The sequence below is a fragment of the Thermodesulfovibrionia bacterium genome (assembly GCA_030646035.1).
In the GTDB taxonomy this organism is placed as follows: domain Bacteria; phylum Nitrospirota; class Thermodesulfovibrionia; order UBA6902; family UBA6902; genus JACQZG01.
This window is the reverse complement of sequence record JAUSMY010000009.1, coordinates 1-18,601: the sequence shown is the minus strand read 5'-3', so window position 1 is coordinate 18,601 and position 18,601 is coordinate 1. Positions and strand designations below refer to the sequence as shown.

The following is an 18,601-nucleotide window of genomic DNA, read 5'->3' as shown; positions in this document are numbered from 1 at the left end:
CGATGAATTATAGCATAATCAAATTGTTCGTATATAAAGTCCTGCTATATAACCAGCAGATGCCCATTCTCCCTGAGCCATATCTTCTGCTCCTTGAAATCAGGCATCAATGACCCGACCTTGTTCCAGAATTTAGCAGAGTGGTTAAGCTCGGACAGGTGCGATATCTCATGAGCAACAACATAGTCTATGACCCTCAGCGGAGCCATGACAAGAAAGAGGCTGAAGTTGATATTGCCCTTTGTAGTGCATGAACCCCATCGCCTCCTTGCGGATGTTATCTTCATCTTTTTATATTCACGGCCTGACATGCCTGAGATCAGCTCCGCCCTCTTTGCAATTATCCGGGCTGCCTCGTCCCTGTACCAATCTGTAAAAATCTCTCTTGCGCGTTCACGATGCTGATGCGACATCATAAAGCAGCCGTCAAGCTTCAAAGGCACATCCTGATCATCTATCACTCTCAAATTATATTTATCACCAAGATAAAAGAACTCTTCACCTTCAGCAAAATTACGCTTAGGCGATTTAGATATCTTTTCTCCGGCCTCTTTCTGTTTTTTAATTATCCATGCGCTCTTTGCCTCTACAAAATTCTTGATGACCTTTTCAGATACCCAGCCGGGCGAGCGTACTATGATAGAAGCATCCCCACGCACCTCGACCGCAATGGTCTTTCTTCGTGATCTTATGATCTCAGAGATTTCGATCTGCATCGGCACAATACAAAGAACTACTTCTTAAATGCCTTGCTCAGCTTTGCATAGGTCGCCATCAGGTGCTCGGGCATGACCCTTGTTTCTGATATGAGCGGCATGGTGTCTGTGTCGCCTGTCCACCGGGGGATGATATGCTTGTGCATGTGCGAGCCCATGCCTGCTCCGGCGACCTTGCCGAAGTTAAGGCCGAGGTTAAAGCCGTCGGGATTGAGCGCCTTCTTAAGGACATTCACAGACCTGTCGATCGTCTTTATGAAATCAAAGAGCGCCTCATCTGAAAGCCCGTCAAAAGAAGGTGTATGAAAGTATGGAACGACCATAAGGTGTCCGCTGTTGTAGGGATATTTATTAAGCATGACAAAACAGTACTCGCTTCTGTATAAGATCAGATTCTTCTTATCGTTTATCTTCTTTGCCTGTGATATGTGACAAAAGAGGCAGGTATCAAGTTTGTGATCATCCAGTATATATTCCATTCTCCACGGCGCCCAGAGTCTTTTCATTTAACCCTCCTCTTCGCTTTTCAGTTTTTCAAGCACCTTTGCCGAATCATCCCAGGTAAGGTGTTTCTCTTTTGGATTTCTCAAGAAATACGCAGGATGAAATGTCGGCATGACAGGGATATCTTCATAAGAGTAGAAATTCCCTCTTGCTTTGCTTATCGGGATCTTGATCCTGAGAAGCGACTGCGTAGCCACATTCCCGAGGCTCATTATCACTTTTGGTTTTATTATCTCTATCTGCTTTTGCACAAAAGGCATACATGCCGCAATCTCATCATCTTCCGGCGCCCTGTTGCCGGGAGGCCTGCATTTCACGATATTTGCGATGTAAACCTCTTCGCGCTTCCATCCTCTTTTAGTTATAAGGTTGTTAAGTATCTGCCCTGCCTCACCAACAAAAGGCCTTGCCTGCATATCCTCATCCTTACCCGGCCCCTCGCCTATGAACATAAGCCTCGCATCCGCGCTGCCTTCACCGAATACGATATTCGTCCTGCCTTCACAAAGCTTGCAGCGCCTGCAATCCCCAATCTCCTCTCTCAGCAGCTTCAACATCTCTTCTTTGTTTGAAGATGCAGCAGCAGGAGCAGAACGATATTCAGCCTTTTTTTCAGCGATAACATTGCGACGCATGGAGAGGTCTATACTCTTAACAGGAAGATACTCGAACCCGAGCTCTTTATAGAACTCCATCGCATTCTTCATCTCTCTGATAATTTCATTCTTAGTTGTCATAGGTTTTTAACTCTTAACTCTTTTTTATTCCCCCCACTTCATCTTTGACCTGAGTATATAAAAATAATCCCTGTCCTGCAGATGAATGAACTTTGTGGTGAAATCAGCCTTACGTATCCTGATGCTGTCGTTGACCTTTAGAGGAAGGCCGACCTGGCCGTCAACAGTGAGATACACATTATCGCCAGACTTTACTATCGCCTCAAGAACAAAATTATCAGGTATCACAAGTGGCCTGCTTGTGAGTGTATGCGGACAGATAGGCGTCATCAGAAATGATTCAACCGTCGGGTACAGCACAGGCCCGCCTGCTGAGAGTGAATGAGCGGTAGAACCCGTAGGCGTAGATACGATCAGCCCGTCCGCTCTGAATGTTGTTACATACTGTTTGTTGATGAGTATGTCCAGTTCGAACATCCTTGCAAGCGCGCTCTTATTCAGGACCACATCATTAAGCGCGCTGTATTGAGATATCTTTTTGCCCTTGCGATAAACATCAGCAGAGATCCGTATCCTCTCCTCAAGCTTGTACTTGCCTGAAAAGACCTTGTCAATATTCAAAAGTATCTCATCCCTGCCAAGCTCTGTAATAAATCCGAGATTGCCGAGGTTTATGCCGAGGATCGGAACGCCCTTACTGCCGACGAGCCTCGCAGCGCTCAGGAGTGTGCCGTCTCCACCGAAGACCAGGATAATGTCAGACCTTGAGGGAAGTTTCTCTATGGGGCATCCCTTCATCTTCAGGGCTGCGGCTGTCACAGGATCAATAGCGACCTTGTACTTCCCGGCCTTGAGCCACTGCAGCACATCCCTCACAGCGTCTATAGCCTCAGGAACACCCTTCTTTGCGATTATCCCAACATTCTTCATATCGTAATTCCCTCTATCAATATATCTCTTCTGTCTTCGCCTGAGTAGCTGAGCCTGACCTTTATGGCATCATCAGGTATCTCTCTCACAGCCCTCTCAGCCCACTCTATAACAGATATGCTCTTCCTGTTGAAATATTCATGCAGGCCGAGATCTGCCACATCATTCTCAGAGAGCCTGTAAAGGTCAACATGGTTAAACGGAACTTCGCCTTCATGCTCGATTATAATAGTGAAACTCGGGCTGGTAACATCCCGCTCCATAATGCCGAAGACAGAAGCGATGCCCTTCACCATAGTTGTCTTGCCTGCGCCGAGCTCGCCGTAAAGACAGACCACATCGCCGGGCTTCAGCCTCTCCCCTATTCTGCGGCCTATCTCTCTTGTCTCTGCATCGCTGTTACTTTGAACTATCACCTGTCATCGCACCAACAAGGTTCGCCTTGCCGACGATACCCACAACAGCCTTGCCTCTCAGCACAGGCAGGAGATGGATACTCTTCTCAGACATTATAGTGGCAGCCTCTTCCAGAGTCGTCTCCTCGGTTACGGATACGACATCTTTTACACATATCTCATCAACGGTTGTAGCTGCCATCTTCTTTATCTCATCCTCCATCTTGCCGGAGCCGAGCATGATGTACGCGTCAAACAGCCTGATGATGGTCGGGATGTGAAGCCTCTTGTTCTTGCTGATGAGGTCATTCTCAGTGACTATCCCAACAAGGTTCTTGTTTTCATCCACAACCGGCACGCCGCTGAACTTATGCTCTATCAGGAGCCTCGCAAGCGCTTCAACAGTTGCATCGGGATTTATCGTTATGACATCTCTGGTCATGAAATCTTTTACTTTAAGCATTCAGCCTCCAATATAGTTAGATAGTACAATTTCATATTTTGTCATTCCAGTTGTTTAATATTTTACCACATCATAATAAAACCGCCCTGCCGCCCTGCATTTTCGCCTGAATGCCTGTACGAGTGGAACTTCTCGGCATTGCAGAATGTGCATTCATCCGAAAGCCAGATGTTCTGCTCAGGCACTCCTGATGATACCGCCTGAAGCCTGTTGGCATGGGCAAGGTCGATAAAATATTTTTCACCGGCCTCTTTAATATAACCGCCGTCACCAGAAGCAGACCTGACAGCCTTCATGACATTATCATCAACCTCATAAGAACAGCCCTTTATGCTCGGGCCTATCGCTGCCATGATATTTTCAGGAAGTGAATTGAACTCTCTCTGCATCGTTTCGATAGAGCGTTTCAGTATGCCGGATGCTGTGCCTCTCCAGCCTGCGTGAACCGCGCCAATAACTCCGATCTTCTTATCACACAGAAGTATTGGGACACAGTCTGCCACCTTTATCCCGATCAGAACATTCTTTCTCGATGTTATTACTGCATCGGCGATCACACGTTCCATGCCTGACTTAAGCACATGCACCTTGTCAGTATGTTTCTGTATGGGGATATATATATCAGCCTCAATACACAACTCCTCAAGCAATAACTTTTCAATGCTTATATCTGATGCGGTCTTGGTTGAAAAGAATGCCATGACCTCCGGCAATGCGATGTTTGAAGGCAATATAAAGTTCTTCATTTTAATTATTTAAATATTGACCTGAAGGCCGAAGGTATCGCTTTTATGATATCAGATGCGATAAGTGAATGTTCCCCCTTCTTCTCGGCAGCGATATCACCTGCATTGCCGTGCATGTATACACCAAGGATAGATGCTTTCTGCGGGTTCAATCCCTGAGCAAGAAAGGCTGATATCATGCCCGTAAGAACATCTCCTGCCCCTGCGGTGGACATGCCGGGATTGCCTGTTGAGTTAATGAACGCATCACCTGAAGGAGCAGCAATAACGGTCGGCGCTCCTTTAAGAACAAGATATGCCTTTGTCTTCTTCGCAAAAGAGATAGCTGTATTAATTCTGTCTTCCTTTAATTTTTCTGCCTTGCGATTTAAGAGCCTTGCCATCTCTCCTGAATGAGGTGTGAGAATAACAGGCGCGCCTGACCTCTTCAAGATGGATGTCTTACCTGCGATAGCGTTTAATCCGTCAGCATCTATGACTATCGGAACATGCGACCTTATGATAAGCTCGCATACAAGCGCTGATATCTCTTTATCATTTGATATGCCCGGCCCAATTGCCAGTACAGTGCCTCTCTTCTCTAAGAATTTAAGAATGACCGGAACTGCGGCAGATGAGAGTGTGCCGTTGCCTTTATCAGGCAGAGGCAGTATCATCTCCTCAGTCACCCTTGCCTGAAATGTATCCACAAGAGAATCAGGTATCCCGATAGTGACAAGCCCTGCGCCTGTTCTCAAACACGCCTTTGCCGTCATGAGAGCTGCGCCTGTCTTGCCCCTTGATCCTGCGATTATAAGAACATGTCCGTAGGTTCCCTTGTGAGAGTCTTTAGGCCTTTGCGGCATAAGTGAAAGCGCGTCAGCTTTTTGAATGAGGTTGGCCTTTATCTTTGAGGAAGTTAACAACTTCTGAGGAAAACCAATGTCTGCGATAGAAAGCCTGCCTGTATATTCAGCGCCCGGATAAAGCAAGTGGCCTCTCTTTGGAAGCCCGAAGGTCACTGTGTGATCAGCCTTCACCGCACAGCCCATGATCTGCCCTGTGTCTGAAGATATGCCTGATGGGATATCAACAGAGAGCACAGGTGATGAGAGGCTGTTCACCTTATTTATAACACCGGAAAGCGGTGACTTAATTTCCTTGCTTAGCCCTGTGCCGAATAGCGCGTCAATGATGAGGTTGTGACGCGTGATATGTGATGAGTGACTTGTTAAAAATTTACTGATAGGAAAGATTTGAACGCCCGCTTTCTTCGCCCTGATGTAATTTGTCTTTGCATCGCCTTTGAGCTTTGATGCCGGAACAGCGAGAAATGCCTTTACATTTCTGCCTTCGCCATTAAGAATCCGTGCTATGACAAATCCGTCTCCGCCGTTGTTGCCGCCACCGCACAGAACATAGGCAGTTTCATAGCTATACATCTGATTTATCTTATCAACACAGGCAAGCCCAGCCCGCTCCATAAGCTCTATGCCGGCAATGCCGTATCTGTTTATGGCAGCCCGGTCAATCTCCATCATCTCATGCGCGGTCGCAACCTTGATCATGGCTATTTTTCAACTTTCCAGCACAACTGATGCGATGCCGTACTCTCTCTCGTGACTCAGTGAAAGGTGACAGTGTTTGATGCCGTTATCCTGAAAGAATTCCTTGAGCTTCCCTTCTATCTTTATATAAGGTTTGCCCGTATCGCTGTTAACAACCTCGATATCCGTCAGGTCAATTAACGCCCTTGAACCGATGGCCTTTATAACAGCCTCCTTGGCTGCAAAACGGACGGCAAGAGAAAGATACGGGTTACCCTTCTCACGGCAATAAGCTACCTCACTGTCAGTGAAGACTCTTTTATAAAACCTCTCCTGCCACTTCTCCGAGACCTCTTTCATCCTGTCAACCTTGACCAGGTCTATTCCGATTCCGTAGATCATAGTTTATGAGCAGGCTACTTTACTGCTCTCCTTTATCAGTTTCTTCATCTCTCTTACCGCCTTCTCAAGCCCGACAAATACTGAATCCGATATAATGCCGTGGCCTATGTAAAGCGCTCTTATGCCTTTGATCGCCGCGATGCTCTTCACATTCCCGGAGTTCAGCCCATGGCCTGCATTGACAAAGAGGCCGAGCTCAAGCCCTTTCTTAACCGCATCCTTTACCCTCTTGAGTTCAAGAGTTCTTTGCCTTCCCTTTGCATCGGCATAACGGCCGGTATGTATCTCGACCATTGCCGCGCCCATACCCTCTGAGGCAGCCACATCAGCCTCTGACGGATTGATAAAGAGGCTTACAGGTATGCCTGCTGCCTGTATCGTGTCTATCGCTTTCTGTATCTTCTTTTTGCCCTTCACAAGGTCAAGCCCCCCTTCTGTCGTAAGCTCCTGCCTCTTTTCAGGCACAAGCGTCACCATGTCAGGCCTCAGCTTTATCGCAATACCTATCATCTCATCAGTCGCAGCCATCTCAAGGTTAAGCTCGACATTGATGCTATTCACCAGGATCTTCAGGTCCCTGTCCTGTATGTGCCTCCTGTCCTCCCTGAGATGCACGGTAATACCGTCTGCCCCGCCCTTAATGGCATGGTTTGCAGCGATAACAGGATCAGGGTATTCCCCCTTCCTCGCCTCTCTCAAAGTTGCAACATGATCAACATTAACACCTAACAGCATTATGTACCTCCATAAAATTTTGAATTAACTTTTCTATCCCCACAAATGGCACGAGACCAGCCTGCCGTTGCCCTGATCTTTAAGCACCGGGATCTCCTTATCACACAGCCCGAACCTTTTGTGGCATCGCGGATGGAACGGACAGCCTGACGGGATATTCACTGGGCTCGGCACATCGCCCTCAAGGATTATCCTCTCCTTCTTCTCTGAAACCTCAGGCTTGGGTACTGCTGAAAGAAGCGCTTCGGTATAAGGATGCAGTGGTTTCTCAAAAAGCTCATCTGTCTTTGAGAGCTCAATTATCTTGCCGAGATACATCACCGCCACCCTGTCGCTGAAGTGCTCTATCACAAGCAGGTTGTGGCTGATAAAGACATATGATAACCCTGAATCTTTCCGAAGGTCTTCCATCAGGTTCATTATCTGCGCCTGTATCGATACGTCAAGCGCTGAAAGCGCCTCATCCGCAACCAGAAGCAGGGGCTCAACAGCAAGCGCCCTGGCTATGCATATCCTCTGCCTCTGGCCGCCGCTGAATTCATGGGGATACCTGTAAAGCGCGTCCGGATCGATACCGACCTTTTCAAGGAGATGCACAACACGCTCTTTAACATCCCCTCTGCTTACTATCCTGTTAATGATAAGAGCCTCACCAACGGCATCAATGATATTCTTTCTCGGATTAAGGGAGGCAAGCGGGTCCTGAAATATTATCTGAAGCCCCTTTCTTATCTTTGAGAGTTCCCTGCTCCCGGCAGTAACCACATCGATCCCGTTAAAATAGACCTTCCCTTCAGTAGGCTCGATAAGGCGCAGGATCAATTTAGCAACAGTAGACTTGCCGCAGCCGCTCTCGCCGACAAGTCCGAAGACCTCGCCCTTTGATACAGAGAAGCTGACGTCATCTACAGCCTTAACAAAGCGCTTGCCCTTTATGGGGAAGGATTTTTTTATGTTCTCAAGCTTCAGCAGTTCCATTAGAGTTCCATCGCCCTTATGCACCTGCTGAGATGGCCGGGGCTTCCAGCGGGAATAAGCCCGGGTTCCTTCTGAAGGCATTCTTTTAAGACATATCTGCATCGTGTTGAAAATTTACATCCTGAAGGAAGCGCGTCAAGCGCAGGCACCTGCCCGGGTATCGGATTCAGCTTCTCGCCCTTCTTCCCCGGAAGTGATTCAAGAAGCCCGATCGTATATGGATGCCTCGGATTAAGAAAAATATCTCTGACAGGCGCGTTCTCAACTATTCTTCCTGCATACATCACAACAACCCTTGATGCCCATTCAGCAACTATCCCGAGGTCATGAGTTATAAGGAGAAGCGACATTTTGTTGCTCTCTTTCAGCCTGCCGAGCAGCTCAAGTATCTGAGCCTGTATCGTGACATCAAGCGCAGTGGTCGGTTCGTCCGCGATAATGAGCGAGGGGTTACATGCTATAGCCATTGCTATCATCGCCCTCTGCCTCATGCCGCCGCTCATCTGGTGCGGGTATTCCTTTATCCTTAATTCAGGAGACGGGATATTAACCTTTCTCAAAAGCTCCACCGCTTGAGACATGGCATCCCGCATGGAGATATCAATATGCGTTGTGAGCGCCTCAGCGACCTGGTAGCCTACAGTAAAGACAGGGTTAAGAAATGTCATAGGCTCCTGGAATACCATTGCGATATCCCTGCCCCTTATGCCGCGCATCCGGTCTTCACTCCATGAAGATATCTCATCGCCCTTAAATACCACCCTGCCTGAGAACGCGGCATTGGACGGCAGAAGGTTCATTATCGAGAGCGCGGTCAATGTCTTGCCTGACCCGCTTTCACCGACAATACTTACGGTATCTTCCTGCGCGACACTGAATGTAACTCCGTCAACTGTCTTAATATGTCCGGCATCCGTTGAAAAAGATACACTGAGGTCTTCAACAGAAAGAAGGGCATCATTCATGAGCAAAATAGTATTCCTTTATATAGTGGGACTCAGACTTGAATTGTAAGTTATCGCAATACATAATCTTTGTCAAGCATGCTCAGCTAACTATCTTTTATAATGTTTGACTAGAAAAAATAAATTTGTTATCGTACATGCTGTTCTTAAACAAATATCATGCTGAATTCGGAGGCATATTAAAAATGGCAAAGAAACCGGTCAAAAAAAATACAGCTAAAAAGACAGCTAAGAAAAAGGCTGTTATAAAGAAAACCATACCTAAAAAGAAAGCTACCTCTCCTGTGAAGAAGAAGGCTGCGGTTAAAAAGAAGACAGCAGTAAAAAAGGCAGTAGTTAAGAAGGCCGCAGCAAAGCCGGTCAAGAAGGCTGCTGTCAAAACGCCTGCGGTAAAAAAAGGATCCGGTAAAAAACCGGCGCCGACAAACAGAGAAAAAGCCATACTTGATATACAGCATAACCTCCAGATCCAGAAAGAATCCCTGCTCAAAGAGGCTTCAGAAACACTTCATATCCTCCCCGGGGAGCTTAACTACCCTGACATGGGAGACCAGGCAACCGCAGAGACTGACAGGAACTTCATGCTCAGGCTCAGGGACAGGGACAGAGGGCTTCTTAAAAAGATAGACCAGACCATAGACCGCATCAAGAGCAAGGTCTACGGGTATTGCGAAGCCTGCGGTGAGGAGATAGGCATCAAGCGCCTTCAGGCAAGGCCTGTTACTACTTTATGCGTTGACTGCAAGACCGAGCAGGAAGAAGAAGAGAGGATATCAAAAGGAATTTAGCCTTTTGATGTTCTGATATTCCAGGCTCACCGGCATACATATCCATGATAATCAACATCATCAGTTCCATGCCCGCTCCTGACTTATGCCCTGCCAAAGATCTTCAATACTGCTGTGGCAATAAATCGTATTTCTGGTATAGAATATAAAGCCTCTTTTCAGAGAAGCGCCACCGTAGCTCAGTTGGTAGAGCAGCTGATTCGTAATCAGCAGGTCAGCGGTTCGATTCCGCTCGGTGGCTCCATTTGATTTCAATGAGTTACCTCTTAGTCACTGCCTACTTACTTCAACTTGCCTGCTTGTTTTGTATAGTAGACAAGAAAAGCATGGCTCATTTCGTCACTGGATTATGATATTTTCCATTGTTACGACACCGTCACTTATGGTCACATTGCCGTTTATTACCGTTTTGCCGGTGGTTGCATTGAAATTACTATTATAACCGCCTCGCAGAGTAACAGACTTGTTTAAATCTATATACAAATCTTCAGTAAAGCTGCTTGTCTGTATTTGGATTATATCTCCTACTATCGCCGCATCATACGCATCCTGTAAAGAGAAATAGTAAGTGGTAATTGAACCAGACACTCTTAAAGAAGGGCCTCCAGGATGAATATTTGGGTCACTATCGTCAGAATCAGTCATATTTAACACAAAGCCAACGGGTTGAGAACAGTCTTGAATTGCTACAGATGAATTTCCATAGCTATCTCCGTCAGCATCAGGATACCAGTATGTAAGTGGATTGATTGCAGGGTTTGTATCATCACAATCTGTATTATCTATTACATAGCCTAATGGTTGAGAACATGCTTGAATTGAATTCAATGGATCTCCATAACTGTCACCGTCGGTATCCTGATACCAAAGCGGACATGGAGTATAAAGACCTGTATGCACAGCTTCCATATTACCGGCTACATCAATGGCAAAATACCTGAGAATTGTTGTATCAGTGATGCTTACCAGGCCTGTGTAGGGCTGTGAATATACCGTAGGATTTGAAACGTCAAGTGTATAGAAAATACCTGCGCATCCTGAGCCACCGCCGTCATCACAAGTGAGAGATACGTACTGAGTAGACCCGGATGAAGGAGTCGCAGTTGTTACAGGGGGCGTCACATCAGACATGGTTGTAGTATTCAAAGCAAACAACTCTGATCCCAGCCAGGGGTCATCAGCCGTAAAATACAGTACTCCGTTGACATTGACCAGATATCGCGGACTCGAATCGGCTGTTGGATGGATATCCTTCACCATTACAGTGCCTCCCTCAGTCCCATCACTCTTCCACAGCTCAGACCCATGAGTTCCATCACTGGCTGCAAAATACAGCACACCGTTCATATTTATCAGATATGAGGGAACTGAACTGCCAGAGCCGGGATAAATGTCCTTCACCATTACAGTGCCTCCCTCAGTCCCATCACTCTTCCACAGCTCATACCCGTTAGTTCCGTCATCAGCCTTAAAATACAGCACACCGTTGAAATCAGTCAGCCATTGCGGATATAAAAAAGTACTTGTCCCTGAATAAATGTCCTTCACCAGCAGTGTACCCTCTGTTGTCCCGTCACTCTTCCAAAGTTCATCACCGTTTATTCCGTCATCGGCCACAAAATACAGTACCCCATTTACATTGGCCAAATTAAACGGGTTCGAACTGCCAGCCCCGGGATAAATATCTTTAACCATTACAGTCCCTGCTGCTGTCCCATTGCTCTTCCAAAGCTCCCTCCCATTAGTCCCATCATTGGCCGTAAAATACAACACTCCGTTGACATTGGTAAAATACATCAGAGACGAACCGCTTGCTCCGGGATAGATATCCTTTACCAGCACAGTCCCTGATGCTGCCCCGCTGCTCTTCCACAGCTCATTCCCGTTCGTCCCGTCATTGGCTGCAAAATACAGCTTGCTGTTAACAACAGTCAGGGATGAAGGGCCCGAACCGTTTGCGCCGGGATTTATATCCTCAACCCGCACAGTCCCTGATGCTGTCCCGTTGCTCTTCCACAGTTCCGTTCCGTTAGTTCCGTCATTGGCATTAAAATACAGCACACCTTGAAAATCAGTAAGATATTCGGGCCTTGAACTCCCTGTACCATTGATCCTGATGTCCTTTATGAGCACGGTTCCCTCTGCTGTCCCGACGCTCTTCCACAGTTCAATCCCGTTAGTCCCGTCATCAGCTGTAAAATACAGCACACCATTGACATTGACTAGATATACAGGAGGGAAATCACTTAAAGAACCGATAGAACCGGGATTGATGTCCTTAACCAGCAAGGTCCCTGCTGCTGTCCCATCGCTCTTCCACAGTTCAGTTCCGTCAGTTAGGTCATCAGCCGTAAAATACAGCACCCCGTTTACATCGGTCAGATTATGCGGTCTCGAATCGTTTGTGGCAAGATTGATATCCTTAACCAACAAAGTCCCTTCTGCTGTCCCGTCGCTCTTCCAAAGTTCAATCCCATGAGTTCCATCATAGGCCATAAAATACAGCACGCCGTTGACATTAGTAAGATTTTGCGCCCACGAACCGTTTGCGCCGGGATAGATGTCTTTAACCAGCACAGTCCCTGCTGCTGTCCCATCGCTCTTCCAGAGTTCAATCCCATTAGTTCCTTCATCAGCCTCAAAATACAGCACGCCGTTGACATTGGTAAGATATCCAGGAGACTCACTGTTTGTTCCTGGATAAATGTCTTTCACCAGCACGGTCCCTCCTTCAGTTTTTTCAGGCGGTTTTTAGAAAATTGGGTCCTGGCCTAGGGTTACACCTAATTTATTGATTTTAAAAAGTAAATCGGATTCTCAGCTTTACTTCATTTTCCCCGATTTTCCGTATGATGTGGTAAAAGTGACGACAAAATGACGACATTTGTAGATTTTACCCATCACAGCGGCGACACTCTGACGACAGTGACGACAGTTAAAGAATGGCCGCTGGATGACGCGATACTTTTGGAGCCCCGAGGTTATTTCAACCTCTTTTTGAAGATCTCAAACTTCTCCTCATGATCTTCTTTTACTGACCATCTTTTGATCTCTCTCATATTCACCTTCTGAGCCTTTGCCACCATTAGCGCCTGTTCAAGTGACTGAGGATCATTCCAGTGGTAAAATGCTGCAAGCCTATCCTTCACACAGTCAGTCGGGGTAAATAACGAGACCGTACCATATTTAGTTTTGATATTATCCGTCTTTTTTACAGGTTCATCGCCGATAGCTGCAGGCGGTGAGACAAATTCAACAAATAACGGGCAATCTTTTCTTATAAAGTGTCTTGAACCCTCTTGCGTGAAACCAAGCTCCTTAAGTGCCACTGCTATCTCTTTAAGGGGTGCATAAGATACAAAATCAAGATCATATGACATATAGATGTTTCTGGTATAAATAGATACACACGCACCACCGACCAGAATGGCGTCGATGCCATTATCCTTCAGCTTTTCACTTACCAGAGCGGCCAGTGTCTTGATATCTATCTTCTTCCAATCAATCTTCATAGCGGTTTGCCCGCCCTTCTAGGCCTGGTACGCTGGCGGTAGTACTTTTCCTTCTCATTTTCTGGAAAGAAATCATAGGCCTTTGATATGAGAGCCTTAAGTTCATTAAGAAAAGGGTATCTCGGGTTAAACGTATAAAGCCTCACCCTTCCGGCAAGACGGCTTACTACTATGCCACCTTCCTCCAGCCTCTTGAGCTGCTGCTGGATCCTGTTGACCGGCAGATCAAAGGTCTTGGCCATCCCAAGCGGATAGCCTTCTCCATATGTGTTGATGAAGAAGAATATCTTCTCTATTGTTATGTTTCCAAACAGGGACTCTAACATGCTCTCTCCATTACCATAATATTTGGTACTGCTACCATATATTATGGTATTAAATAAACGCGTAAATTGCAAGAAAGAGCGGGTGACTACAAAATGACAACATTATTTTCTATAGGACAATAGTGTTTTTTTATTTTAATAATCAACAGTTGCAGAGTTATTGAGTTTTAACAAGAAATATTATGACGACATTTTCCTATTGCTTTTATAGTGCAAACGAGGTATCTACACAGCGGCGACACTCTGACGACAGTGACAACAGTTAAAGAATGGCTGCTGGATGACGCGATACTTTTGGAGGCCCGAGGTTATTTCAACCTCTTTTTGAAGATCTCAAACTTCTCCTCATGATCTTCTTTTACTGACCATCTCTTGATCTCTCTCATATTCTGATTCTGTCATACCTGTTATAAAAAACAAGGACTTAAGTGGTGAGTGTGCGCACTTTGTGCGCAGCTGCTCTGTAAAGGGGACGCCCTCTCTAAAGATGTGCCTATGTGAGCAGGCGTAATTTGGTATCAATCGTTCTCCTACTTCCCGTAGTTCAGTTTACCGATGGTACTCCGTAGTGACTCTGTGTTGACCTTCGCATAGATCTGCGTTGTCTTGATGTCACTGTGTCCCATCAGCTTCTGGATTTTATTAATATCCTCTCCAGCCATAGAGAGGTAGCTGCCGAATGAATGCCTCAGATGATGCAGGGTCGCTGATACCCCTGCTTTGTCTGCGTACTTCCTGAAGAGCGCTGTCATCACGTCTGCCGAGCTCCAGCGCGGGAAGAGCTTGCCTATGCCTTCGTGTACATTCTCAAGGAGAAGCCTCAGGTCGTCATGAATAGGCACAGCCCTGTCCTTCTTGCTCTTTGTGTCTCTGATATAGATAAGGCCGTTGCGCAGGTCTATGTCCTGCCTATTCAGCCTTATAAGCTCTGAACGCCGCATCCCGGTATAGAGATATATCTTCACTGCCAGATAAAAATCATCGCGGCGCGCCTTCTCATCCCTTAAGAACTCTTGGGCCCGGAACTCCTTCTTGGGCCCGAGCGGGATATCTTTTCCTGAATCATTGATATGCCAAAACCCGCTGTTGTCGCAAAACAGAACCAAGTCTTTACTGCTGATAGCATCAAATATCCTCTCAATATTCTCAGGTGATATGAACTTCGGGAGCTGCTCATCCATCTTGAATAGCACATTGTCGTGCCGGTTCTTTTTAATGAATGGATTATATGAAATATACCCTGCTTCTTTCACGGCATAGTTGAAACCTGTTGTAAGAGACCGGAGCAGGGAGTTGATATAGCCTTTTGCACGTCCTTCCCTTAAGAGGCTGAGCTTAAATCTATCAACATCAGCACGGTCTATCTTCCGGAGCCTCTGATTGCCGACAATCTCTCTAAAGCGCCTGAATGCCAGGCGGTCATTGTCAACAGTCCGCGGCTCGATATCCATCAGCTCGCGCTTCTCGATATATTCACGGATAAAGTCATCCAGCATTATACTCTTGACCTTCTCAATGCTTAATAACTTACTGTCAAGCATTTTCCTGATCGCCTGCTGCAGTACTGCCCTGGCTATTGACTCATCCCTCGTCCTGATCGATCTCCTCACATCTCTTGAATACTGGATATTCCATATGCCATTACTTCTTTTAAAGATGTTTGGATAACCAATCTTAATCTTTTTCATAATATCCCCCTTTTAGATCCTGAGAGAAGCGCATGTGTTCAGCGCAGTGTCCAGACATCGCCATATCCAAATTGCCATTTATTGTCATCTAAAACATCCTTTTCTTTACTGGACTTACCCCACTTTTGTAGTCAGTTTGTTACTTCCATATGAAGCCTGTTCAAATTCATAGGGGTTAATCTGTTCAAGATAGCTATGACGTCGGATACAACTCCGGGAAAAACCATCCTGCCGCATGGATAGGAAACCCTACCCTAACCTCTCCCTTCGGAGTATCCGAAACCAGCAATCCTTCCTCAAGAAGAATTCCCAGCAGGCTTCGTCCTGTGCGTTCCTTCAGCCCTGAAGCCTTAATGACATCACCCCGCGTCGAGACGCCGTGTATCAGGACTTCCTGAAGCATTCCGGATGCCTCTGGCCGAAGAGGCTGCTTTTCGCCCGATGGCCCGAGGACCATGCCCCTGTTTCTAAGGTCAACATAGTGCCTGATCCTCTGAATGAGTTCTTCGAGCTTCAGCAGGTCGCTCATATATTCCACCTGGTCAAGGCAGACTTCCAGAAAAAACCGGCAGAAGTGTATCAGCCCTTCATTCGACAGATTCCCTCTGCCGTCGAGGTCATTGCGCCGTGGAGCATCCGCCCAGGTGAGCGCAGCTTTATAATCAGCGTTACGGCGGGCAAGCCCGCGACTCACGGACCAGAGCCCGTAGCCGAGAACTGGAATCCGATGAAAATATGCCTCTGTAAATAGACGAGCCACCCGGCCGTTGCCGTCGAGGAAAGGATGTATCCACATGAATCGATGGTGAGCAGCGGCTGTTGCAACGAGCTTTGCCGCACCATGATGATGTTCCGGCGCATAAAATTCTCCGAACCGATCAAGTAGGTCATTTAGAGAACTACTTTCCGGCGGAATATGCCGTCCGACTTTTACCGCTTCTGTGCGCAGCTCGCCCGGCACAACCCTGCTTTCGCGGCCTGTATCAGGATCCTTCACGATCAGAAACTCCTCAGGCAATTGCATATAAAATTCCCGGTGTATATAACAAAGGAATTCATGACTCGCAATATTGGACTCAGGCTCGTCTTGTAATTTTTTTTCCATGTCCCTCTGAACAGTAATATGAGCAACACTCTCTAACTGGAGATTACGCTTTGCCGGTTCGGTGTCATACTTCTTCTGCATCGCGCGCACAATATCATATGGATGAGTGTTATGACCCTCGATCAGATTGGAATAATAACTGTTAATTATTCGGAGTAACTCATGCAGCGAACGGAGTGTGACAGGATGCTGCCGGCTGCCAAGGGCCGCAGACTTCTGGATTACAGACAGGGCAAGGTCGTGAAGCTCCTCAGCATTTTCAGGATAAAGAGGCGTCATTTTGTTTATTGCTGAAGTCATATCAATCTTATATTGCCGATTTAATTACCTGCTTATCATCCTTAATAAATTTATATTAAACGATTAGTTATCGTAAGTCAATATAAAATTAATGTATGCAATATTGCCGATATATATGCCGATTATAGGTAAGTATATCTCCTGCCTTTATTTACTGGAAAACTCTAACTTAAAGTGGCACTATAGCTGGGGGTAGACCATTTGCTATATAGCACAACAATAAAGTTAAGCTTAGGTAGTAGAAATAAACTAGGTTTTTCAAGCAGTTAACAAGGGAAGTGAACATGCTTATTTCATGCTTTGATTAAGAAAACGACTTGTCGTAATTAACGTACTTTATTTTTCAATGTTCCTCTGTAATATCATTGATTCACTCTTCAATTATTCAAGTGACTCTGATTATTTATTACGTTCATCGCATATTTTTTCCTTGATAATAAAGAGTTGCATTGCTTATGATACTTCAATATTTATGAAAGGAGTATAGCCGTATGGCTTATGACAGAAAAAAACTTGAATTAATGCTTGATAGAATTCCACAAGGGAAAGTCACCACACATGGAACCCTTGCACCATATAATGATACAACGCCTCGTGCGTTAGCAAAAGCTATCTGTTCATCTGAAAGTATTGGCAGAATAAGAGTATTACTTAAAGGTGGGAGGTTTCCACACCCAGAGAATGAGTATGATTGTTTGGAAAGAGCTGCGTTTCTAAGATCTGAAGGGCTAAAGATTTCAGAAAATAATCGTCGTGTGATTATGGATGAAAAAGAAATGTGGAAGCCATGAATAACAAAAAACAATTATCTATAACAAAAATATTTAAATCATGGCAAGATTTTCATCATTTTGAACAATATGTGAAAAAGCGAAATCGTTTTTTTTATGATTCAATAACCCAAGCTTTTCTTCAAATTATATTAGAAACCAGTAAATCCAGAACTGAAACGGTCGAAAAAGATTCCATATTATGGCGATCTCAACTTGGTAATGACTGGGAACCTTATTATGAAGGAGGTCAACTTATTGATCACTTCCCAGGTCCTTTAGGGCCTGAAAAAATGAAACCCTTGAATAATTTGGCTTCAGAAGGAAGAGCTAATCCTAAGGGAATTCCATATCTTTACCTTGCAACAAACGATAATACTGCTATGGCAGAAGTAAGGCCTTGGCTTGGCTCATATATTTCAATCGGACAATTTAAACTAACAAAAGATGTTAAACTTATTAATTGCACCTCTGATGATAAAAACTCTTCTGTATACTTAAAAGAACCCGATGCAATAAAAAGAGAAGTTGCAGTATGGAGGGACATAGATAGGGCATTTTCACGACCAATTACTATTAATGAAAACACAGCCGATTATGTTCCAACGCAAATATTGGCAGAGTTCTTTAAAAATAATGGATTTAATGGAATCGGCTATAGAAGTTCACTAGGAAAAGGACACAACATAGTACTTTTTGATTTAGACTCAGCAGACCTAATCAATTGCACATTACATGAAGTCAAAAAAGTATCTTTTGATTTCACACAAACCTCGAATACATATTTTATTTCTAAATATCTAAAAAGCAAATAGAAAAAGAGAGGAAAAACATGGAATCAATATTAAATTTACATCTAGATGAAATTGAGATTTCAAAAATTACAAAAAACCCTCAAAATCCAAGAGGCCAATATGTAAGAAGTGAAGATGAACATTTTGAATATTTAAAGCGATCAATAAAAACATTTGGCTTAATAGTTCCATTGGTTGTTCAAAAAATTGATGAGGAGAAATATTTACTTATTGATGGAGAAAGAAGGTATAACGCTCTAAAGGAATTGGGCATTAAAAAA

General features: G+C 45.2%; 21 protein-coding genes, 1 tRNA gene and 1 pseudogene. 5 read left to right on the top strand and 18 right to left on the bottom strand.

Features of this window, described 5'->3' with window-relative positions; all coding sequences use genetic code 11:
• Positions 1 to 44: 44 nt before the first annotated feature.
• From Q7U10_00895 to Q7U10_00840, 12 genes are all read right to left on the bottom strand, one after another.
• Complete coding sequence (locus Q7U10_00895) at positions 45 to 716, bottom strand: SprT family zinc-dependent metalloprotease (protein MDO8281173.1); 672 nt, start codon at positions 714 to 716, stop codon at positions 45 to 47.
• A 17-nt stretch (positions 717 to 733) separates the two neighbouring features.
• The gene (locus Q7U10_00890) at positions 734 to 1,222 is read right to left on the bottom strand and encodes an HIT domain-containing protein (GenBank protein MDO8281172.1); all 489 of its coding nucleotides are present in this window, start codon (positions 1,220 to 1,222) and stop codon (positions 734 to 736) included.
• Positions 1,223 to 1,957 (bottom strand): uracil-DNA glycosylase, encoded by a 735-nt coding sequence (locus Q7U10_00885; GenBank protein ID MDO8281171.1) that lies wholly within the window; start codon positions 1,955 to 1,957, stop codon positions 1,223 to 1,225.
• Positions 1,958 to 1,981: 24 nt separating this feature from the next.
• Positions 1,982 to 2,827 carry an NAD(+)/NADH kinase gene (locus Q7U10_00880; protein ID MDO8281170.1) on the bottom strand — a complete coding sequence of 282 codons (846 nt, stop codon included), beginning with the start codon at positions 2,825 to 2,827 and terminating at the stop codon, positions 1,982 to 1,984.
• The gene (tsaE, locus tag Q7U10_00875) at positions 2,824 to 3,243 is read right to left on the bottom strand and encodes a tRNA (adenosine(37)-N6)-threonylcarbamoyltransferase complex ATPase subunit type 1 TsaE (protein ID MDO8281169.1); all 420 of its coding nucleotides are present in this window, start codon (positions 3,241 to 3,243) and stop codon (positions 2,824 to 2,826) included. The genes Q7U10_00880 and tsaE overlap by 4 nt, the downstream gene beginning before the upstream one ends.
• Entirely contained in the window at positions 3,227 to 3,685 is a 459-nt protein-coding gene (locus Q7U10_00870; GenBank protein ID MDO8281168.1) for a CBS domain-containing protein, read from the bottom strand. Before Q7U10_00870 ends, tsaE begins: the two co-directional genes overlap by 17 nt.
• A gap of 62 nt (positions 3,686 to 3,747) precedes the next feature.
• Positions 3,748 to 4,431 (bottom strand): peptidoglycan editing factor PgeF, encoded by a 684-nt coding sequence (gene pgeF / locus Q7U10_00865; GenBank protein ID MDO8281167.1) that lies wholly within the window; start codon positions 4,429 to 4,431, stop codon positions 3,748 to 3,750.
• A gap of 5 nt (positions 4,432 to 4,436) precedes the next feature.
• Positions 4,437 to 5,978: an NAD(P)H-hydrate dehydratase gene (locus Q7U10_00860; GenBank protein ID MDO8281166.1), complete on the bottom strand. Its 1,542-nt coding sequence runs from the start codon at positions 5,976 to 5,978 to the stop codon at positions 4,437 to 4,439.
• Between the two features lie 9 nt (positions 5,979 to 5,987).
• The gene (gene acpS / locus Q7U10_00855) at positions 5,988 to 6,359 is read right to left on the bottom strand and encodes a holo-ACP synthase (protein ID MDO8281165.1); all 372 of its coding nucleotides are present in this window, start codon (positions 6,357 to 6,359) and stop codon (positions 5,988 to 5,990) included.
• Between the two features lie 3 nt (positions 6,360 to 6,362).
• Positions 6,363 to 7,097, bottom strand: a complete 735-nt coding sequence (locus Q7U10_00850; protein ID MDO8281164.1) for a pyridoxine 5'-phosphate synthase — start codon at positions 7,095 to 7,097, stop codon at positions 6,363 to 6,365.
• A 30-nt stretch (positions 7,098 to 7,127) separates the two neighbouring features.
• A complete protein-coding gene (locus tag Q7U10_00845) occupies positions 7,128 to 8,072 on the bottom strand; it encodes an ATP-binding cassette domain-containing protein (protein MDO8281163.1) in 945 nt (314 codons plus the stop codon).
• Positions 8,072 to 9,037 (bottom strand): ABC transporter ATP-binding protein, encoded by a 966-nt coding sequence (locus Q7U10_00840; GenBank protein ID MDO8281162.1) that lies wholly within the window; start codon positions 9,035 to 9,037, stop codon positions 8,072 to 8,074. Before Q7U10_00840 ends, Q7U10_00845 begins: the two co-directional genes overlap by 1 nt.
• Positions 9,038 to 9,222: 185 nt before the next feature.
• On the opposite strand from Q7U10_00840, the gene dksA reads away from it, so the two are divergent.
• Both dksA and Q7U10_00830 read left to right on the top strand, forming a co-directional pair.
• Complete coding sequence (dksA, locus tag Q7U10_00835; protein ID MDO8281161.1) at positions 9,223 to 9,825, top strand: RNA polymerase-binding protein DksA; 603 nt, start codon at positions 9,223 to 9,225, stop codon at positions 9,823 to 9,825.
• Between the two features lie 168 nt (positions 9,826 to 9,993).
• Positions 9,994 to 10,069: transfer RNA gene (locus Q7U10_00830), tRNA-Thr, on the top strand.
• Between the two features lie 95 nt (positions 10,070 to 10,164).
• On the opposite strand, the gene Q7U10_00825 is transcribed toward Q7U10_00830, so the two are convergent.
• From Q7U10_00825 to Q7U10_00800, 6 genes and pseudogenes are all read right to left on the bottom strand, one after another.
• Positions 10,165 to 10,956 carry a chitobiase/beta-hexosaminidase C-terminal domain-containing protein gene (locus tag Q7U10_00825; protein ID MDO8281160.1) on the bottom strand — a complete coding sequence of 264 codons (792 nt, stop codon included), beginning with the start codon at positions 10,954 to 10,956 and terminating at the stop codon, positions 10,165 to 10,167.
• 84 nt (positions 10,957 to 11,040) lie between these two features.
• Positions 11,041 to 12,549 (bottom strand): annotated as a pseudogene (locus Q7U10_00820) (hypothetical protein).
• A 257-nt stretch (positions 12,550 to 12,806) separates the two neighbouring features.
• Positions 12,807 to 13,337 carry a hypothetical protein gene (locus tag Q7U10_00815; GenBank protein MDO8281159.1) on the bottom strand — a complete coding sequence of 177 codons (531 nt, stop codon included), beginning with the start codon at positions 13,335 to 13,337 and terminating at the stop codon, positions 12,807 to 12,809.
• Positions 13,334 to 13,663 carry a winged helix-turn-helix domain-containing protein gene (locus Q7U10_00810; protein MDO8281158.1) on the bottom strand — a complete coding sequence of 110 codons (330 nt, stop codon included), beginning with the start codon at positions 13,661 to 13,663 and terminating at the stop codon, positions 13,334 to 13,336. The genes Q7U10_00815 and Q7U10_00810 overlap by 4 nt, the downstream gene beginning before the upstream one ends.
• 530 nt (positions 13,664 to 14,193) lie before the next feature.
• Entirely contained in the window at positions 14,194 to 15,351 is a 1,158-nt protein-coding gene (locus Q7U10_00805; GenBank protein ID MDO8281157.1) for a tyrosine-type recombinase/integrase, read from the bottom strand.
• Positions 15,352 to 15,544: 193 nt separating this feature from the next.
• On the bottom strand, positions 15,545 to 16,756 hold the full coding sequence (locus Q7U10_00800) for a Fic family protein (protein MDO8281156.1): 1,212 nt from the start codon (positions 16,754 to 16,756) through the stop codon (positions 15,545 to 15,547).
• A gap of 491 nt (positions 16,757 to 17,247) precedes the next feature.
• On the opposite strand from Q7U10_00800, the gene Q7U10_00795 reads away from it, so the two are divergent.
• The 3 genes from Q7U10_00795 to Q7U10_00785 all read left to right on the top strand — a co-directional run.
• Positions 17,248 to 17,547: a hypothetical protein gene (locus Q7U10_00795; protein MDO8281155.1), complete on the top strand. Its 300-nt coding sequence runs from the start codon at positions 17,248 to 17,250 to the stop codon at positions 17,545 to 17,547.
• The gene (locus Q7U10_00790; protein ID MDO8281154.1) at positions 17,544 to 18,341 is read left to right on the top strand and encodes an RES family NAD+ phosphorylase; all 798 of its coding nucleotides are present in this window, start codon (positions 17,544 to 17,546) and stop codon (positions 18,339 to 18,341) included. Before Q7U10_00795 ends, Q7U10_00790 begins: the two co-directional genes overlap by 4 nt.
• Positions 18,342 to 18,358: 17 nt before the next feature.
• The coding region (locus tag Q7U10_00785; protein ID MDO8281153.1) for a ParB N-terminal domain-containing protein at positions 18,359 to 18,601 on the top strand (243 nt) is incomplete at its 3' end.